5 protein-coding genes and 2 pseudogenes are annotated in these 4,953 nt (G+C 34.9%); 1 reads left to right on the forward strand and 6 read right to left on the reverse strand.

Annotated elements, in window-relative coordinates; all coding sequences use genetic code 11:
• Positions 1-47: 47 nt before the first annotated feature.
• The 5 genes and pseudogenes from BHE89_RS09535 to BHE89_RS09560 all read right to left on the reverse strand — a co-directional run bounded on the left by BHE89_RS09535 (position 48) and on the right by BHE89_RS09560 (position 3,428).
• Entirely contained in the window at positions 48-353 is a 306-nt protein-coding gene (locus BHE89_RS09535) for a GFA family protein (RefSeq protein WP_286146034.1), read from the reverse strand.
• A 96-nt stretch (positions 354-449) separates the two neighbouring features.
• The gene (locus BHE89_RS09540) at positions 450-1,016 is read right to left on the reverse strand and encodes a DUF2339 domain-containing protein (RefSeq protein WP_128860431.1); all 567 of its coding nucleotides are present in this window, start codon (positions 1,014-1,016) and stop codon (positions 450-452) included.
• Between the two features lie 177 nt (positions 1,017-1,193).
• Positions 1,194-2,390, reverse strand: a pseudogene (locus BHE89_RS09545) (DUF2339 domain-containing protein).
• Positions 2,391-2,397: 7 nt separating this feature from the next.
• Positions 2,398-3,201, reverse strand: a complete 804-nt coding sequence (locus BHE89_RS09555) for a DUF2339 domain-containing protein (RefSeq protein WP_216081000.1) — start codon at positions 3,199-3,201, stop codon at positions 2,398-2,400.
• A gap of 5 nt (positions 3,202-3,206) precedes the next feature.
• Complete coding sequence (locus BHE89_RS09560; protein WP_128860435.1) at positions 3,207-3,428, reverse strand: hypothetical protein; 222 nt, start codon at positions 3,426-3,428, stop codon at positions 3,207-3,209.
• Between the two features lie 301 nt (positions 3,429-3,729).
• On the opposite strand from BHE89_RS09560, the gene glpX reads away from it, so the two are divergent.
• Entirely contained in the window at positions 3,730-4,710 is a 981-nt protein-coding gene (gene glpX / locus BHE89_RS09565) for a class II fructose-bisphosphatase (protein WP_069368942.1), read from the forward strand.
• Between the two features lie 108 nt (positions 4,711-4,818).
• Here the strand turns inward: glpX and BHE89_RS09570 are convergent.
• Positions 4,819-4,953 (reverse strand): annotated as a pseudogene (locus BHE89_RS09570) (phosphotriesterase-related protein); the annotation flags it as partial.

Raw genomic sequence — 4,953 nt, forward strand, 5'->3', positions numbered from 1 at the left:
TACAAAATTATAATAATGAGGCTTGCTATCTATATAAATTTGCATTGTCAGTTTGCTATCTTTCGCATCAGGGAATAACCCAGCTGATACATAATAAGTCTGACTTTCTTTTTAGATGATAAAAAAAGATGAGAGCCACATTGATTACAAAATGCTCGTTCTCCCCGTAGAGATGAATCATAGCGTGTTATATTTTCTTCACCATCAATCTTCAAATCTGATTTACAATCAATTGAAAAACCAGGGCCACCATTCCAACGTAAACACATACTGCAATGACAAACACTGATCTCAGAAATATCTTGTGCTGTGGATAATTTAACTTTACCGCATAAACATTGACCTTGATGCATTCTCGTTCTCCTTTCCATTAAATCATGCATTAATCACTTAAGATTATATGCATGATTTAATTTATAAAATAAACATAATACAAGCATAAATATTATCTACACACCTGTATTATGACTTTGTTTTTTCGGTGGTAATGGTGAGAAATACCCGATTAATAAAATCAGTATTGCAACACCAATAAAGGCCAATGCTCTGAGCAATCCACTACTTAATGATGTATCAATTAAGAAAAGTTTAGCGATAACCACAGCTAACAATCCCCCACCAATAAACCATTGTGAACGTGACTTCTTACGTGTCGCCATCACCATAGTTACCAACGCAGTAATTGCCCAAACAATAGCTAATACTGTTTGAATAACTTTAGAATTAATTATTGCATAACTCGACCAATCAATATCTGTTGCAAAGACTAATCCTCTTAATAATATACCGTTTGCCCACCAAAAAATTGCAGCAGGGATAATGTAATTAAATATGGCTACGTTATTTTTCAATAATGCTTGATATTTAGGTGATTGTTTTATTAATGAAATAAATTTATAACCAACCCAAATTCCAACAATACCCATTAGATCCATTAAATTAAATAATGGAATAAATTTAACTCCACTTTCAGTTCCAGCATTAAAGTTGAACAAAAAATTAATCGAAAGAGCCAGTAGACCTAAAAATAGGTAAAGTAACTATCCAATAAGCATTTTGATACTCTTTTATCCAATTAATTTTCATTGCTAGCAAATAGCTTATTGCAATAAATAAGCTTATAGCAAAAAATAACACTAGCAAAAATGTAAAACTCACATAAAGGTACGTAGCATCCATAAAGCCAAATAATTTCAGTAAATAAGAATAAGCCCAATAAAGATAAGATGCATACAGTGGATCAATGCTTTATTTATCCTTTGTTTGGATAATAACGTATTTACTTTAAGCAAGTAGAAACCACTCACAAAAATTGTGATCCAGATAATTGCACTGAACCAATTATTAATTAACGAATCTGCAATATAGATGTACACCAACATAATAAGTGCTGATATCGGCCATAATAAAATAGAGCAACTTGCCAACTCAGAAAATTGGGTTTTCTTCCCTGCAAAAAACATGCCCCAACAACTCATCAGAATATAAGCAAAGGTAATAGATTTTACTTCTGGAGAGAGCCAATTTTCGCCATATTCTTGTAAAAGTAAAACGCTATATCCCCAACTTACAGCGGCGATAAATAATGTTACATATCCAATAGCTCGATTATCAAGATGAGTAAATCGAGCTTGATACCACAATACTCCGACAGCAAATACAACGATGACTTGTGTCACAAGCATTAGCCAATCACCTAATGAGATAATAGGCATGTTAACTAATAAAACAAAAGAAACAGCAACTAAAATAGTCCCTGCAATAGCTGGTTTCTTTTGTTGCTGTAAAACAGAAAATGCAAGGATCATTACCCCTTCAATTGCCCATACAATCGATGTCCATTCAGCAGAGAATGCAAATGGTACGGCTAAAGTGGCAAAGGTAACCGAGAGCATAAAGAAGGCAATTGCCAGTAATTTACCCTCTTCACGATAACGCTTAAGCGCAAACCAACTTAGTGCAAAATAAGCTAACCCATAAAGTGATGAAGCAATAGCAACACCATATTGCCATTCTGAAGCTAACCGATGTTGGAAATAAAACCAATTAATGGCGTACCGAATAGTAATGTTGCATCAAAGGAATATTAAGTTTCAGTTTATTTTTAGTGTTGATAGTTCCGTTGCAACATCCAAAATCAACCAATTTGCAATTAAAAATAGCTGACAAGGTAAATAATCTGCATGAGTGTAATTTGGTATTGCCCATATAAAACCAATACCAAAAGTAAAAGCAAATCCAATAAGATTTAATAAACGCCAAACTTGCCAATGACTAATAATAAGAATGCCGATTGAAAGAATAAGATAATAACTAAATAACGCAATATAATTGCCACTTCCTGTGGACAATAAAACAGGTGCTAAATACCCTCCTAGCGAGGCTAACACTGCTAAGCTAATTGCTCGATGAAGAACGGCTAAAATTACACTGACAATACAAACAAAAAACCATTATGGCTAAAGCGATGCCAATAGGAATAAAGTCATAAATTTTAGTGGCCGCAAAAATAGTAATGTAAAACCCACCAATGCCACCACCTTGTAAAATTAATGCATATATCAGATTTTTCTTTCTAAGCCACCAGCCAATACCTAATAAGGCTAAACATCCTGTTCCTGCCATCATTAAACGTGTTGATGCTGAGATTAGCTCATTCTCAATACTGTATTTAAGTAAATATGACAGACCAAAAAAGAGTAATAACATCCCTATTTTAGCCAGCGGATTACCGGTTACCACCCAATTCCAAATAAGTCCCAAAATCGATTTTTGTTGACGTTTTGGACGAGAATTTAAATTAGGCCGATATTGCGATGCAGGTCTATTTGCTTGAGGCGTTGCATCCCCTAAATAATCTGTTTCCGATCCCACAAGGTTTGCACTTGCCCCATTCGCTCTATTCTCTACAAGCTGATCAGATGTTGATTTAACATATGTTTGTTTTGCCTCTTTTTGGTAATGATGAGCAAAACGACTTGTTGCTACCTTAGGTCGATAAGGCTCAACCTCTTTAGGCGTAGGGGCTGTTGATATTTCTGGCTTATTAGACTGTTTGTTTTCAAGGTTAATATCATTAACCATAGGAGATTGAACAACAGCATTTTCTTTTTTAGGGGAATCTTTATTAACTGCCGTTTCTTGTGATACTTGTGCACGTTGATATACCGGCACATTTTTATTCTCAACCTTATTTTGCACATGTTCTATTGTGTTAATAGGTTCAACTGTTTTGGATTGATAAGTTGAAGCTGGTGAACCGGTTGGTTGAGGGATCTTTTTTTTATATCACGAGATACATCCTTAACTTCGCCTTTCTGAGCGTCAAGTTCTGTGCGAATATCCACAGTACTGTCTTTATTTAATAGCTTAAATAATTTCTCTTGTTGCTCAGTAAGCTTTTCTTCAAGCCATTTAATTCGACGCAACAATGAGTTGCTATTTGTATAAGCGTTGGTATTGCCAATACAAAGATACCACAACAAATATTATAACAACGAGCGCCAAAAAGTCGTCCATAAATCTAATCCTTTTGCGTTAAGCGTCACTTGATTTTAATCTCTAACCCTTAGTTATACTTTAATTTTTTACTAATTTATCTTAGTTTTATTCCTAAATAACCTATTTTGAGAACTCTTGATTTAAACCTAGCACATAATTTTTAAAAAAAAAAGGTATGATCAGTAACCTATCTTAATCTTCCTTTATATAGCAAAACACATTCATAATATGAAATTAAATGACGAATTAACTAATGCTATCGCTTCTGTAACAGAAGCCGCAGCTATTGCAGCAATGCCTTGGATTGGAAAACAAAATAAAAATGCAGCAGATGATGCTGCTGTTAGTGCCATGCGTGAGCGTTTAAATAGCCTGAATATCAATGGTGAAATCGTCATTGGTGAAGGTGAAATAGATGAAGCGCCGATGCTCTATATTGGCGAAAAAGTGGGTAATGGGAAAGGTGATAAAATAGAAATTGCGGTTGATCCAATTGACGGCACTCGTATGGTCGCCATGGGTGAAAACAATTCTCTAGCTATTTTAGCCGCTGGCTTTGAAGGCAGTTTTTTACAAGCTCCCGATATGTATATGGAAAAATTAGTGGTTGGTAAGCAAGCTGCCGGTGTGATTGATCTTAACCATTGCCTCGAATATAACCTTGATGCTATCGCACAGACATTAAATAAATCTCTTGAGCAGTTAACTCTCGCTATTTTAGATAAACCGCGTCACCACGATATTATAAAAGATCTACGCACGAAAGGCGTTAATGTTATTACACTACCTGATGGTGATGTTTTAGCCTCTTTATATGCCACGATACCAAACAACAGTATTGATGTTATGTATGGCATTGGTGGAGCACCTGAAGGTGTAATTAGTGCAGCTATTGCTAAGGCATTAGGTGGTGATATGCAAGCACGTTTAATTACTCGTGATATTGCAAAAGGAAATAGTGCAGAAAATAGAGAATATGCTGTTTCTGAAATTGCTCGTTGTCATCAAATGGGTACTGATGTAAATATTAAATTGTCATTAGACACATTAGTACGTAATCAAGATGTTATGTTTGCAGCAACCGCAATTACCAAAGGTGATTTCTTAGCTGGTGTTAATCAACAAGCTCAATATTTACAAACACACTCTTTAGTCATTAATGGCTCAACACATTCATTACGTTATATTGAAAATTACCATTTACGCTAATATATCAATGGATCTTTCTCTCTGAGACATAAAAAAGCGGCACTTTTATTAAGGTGCCGCTAAATTGACTTCAAGGGGTATGTTTATTTTTATTTAGTCACTTCAGATTTAAGCCAATAAATTGGCTGGATTCTCAACACATAATTTTTTGATAATAGACTTATCAATACCACGTTGAGCCAATAATGAAAGGAATACATTGGGAACAAATCCCACCATTCCCCATTTTCCGCCCACATTCTC

The organism is Shigella sp. FC1967, assembly GCF_001743005.1.
Lineage (GTDB): Bacteria > Pseudomonadota > Gammaproteobacteria > Enterobacterales > Enterobacteriaceae > Proteus.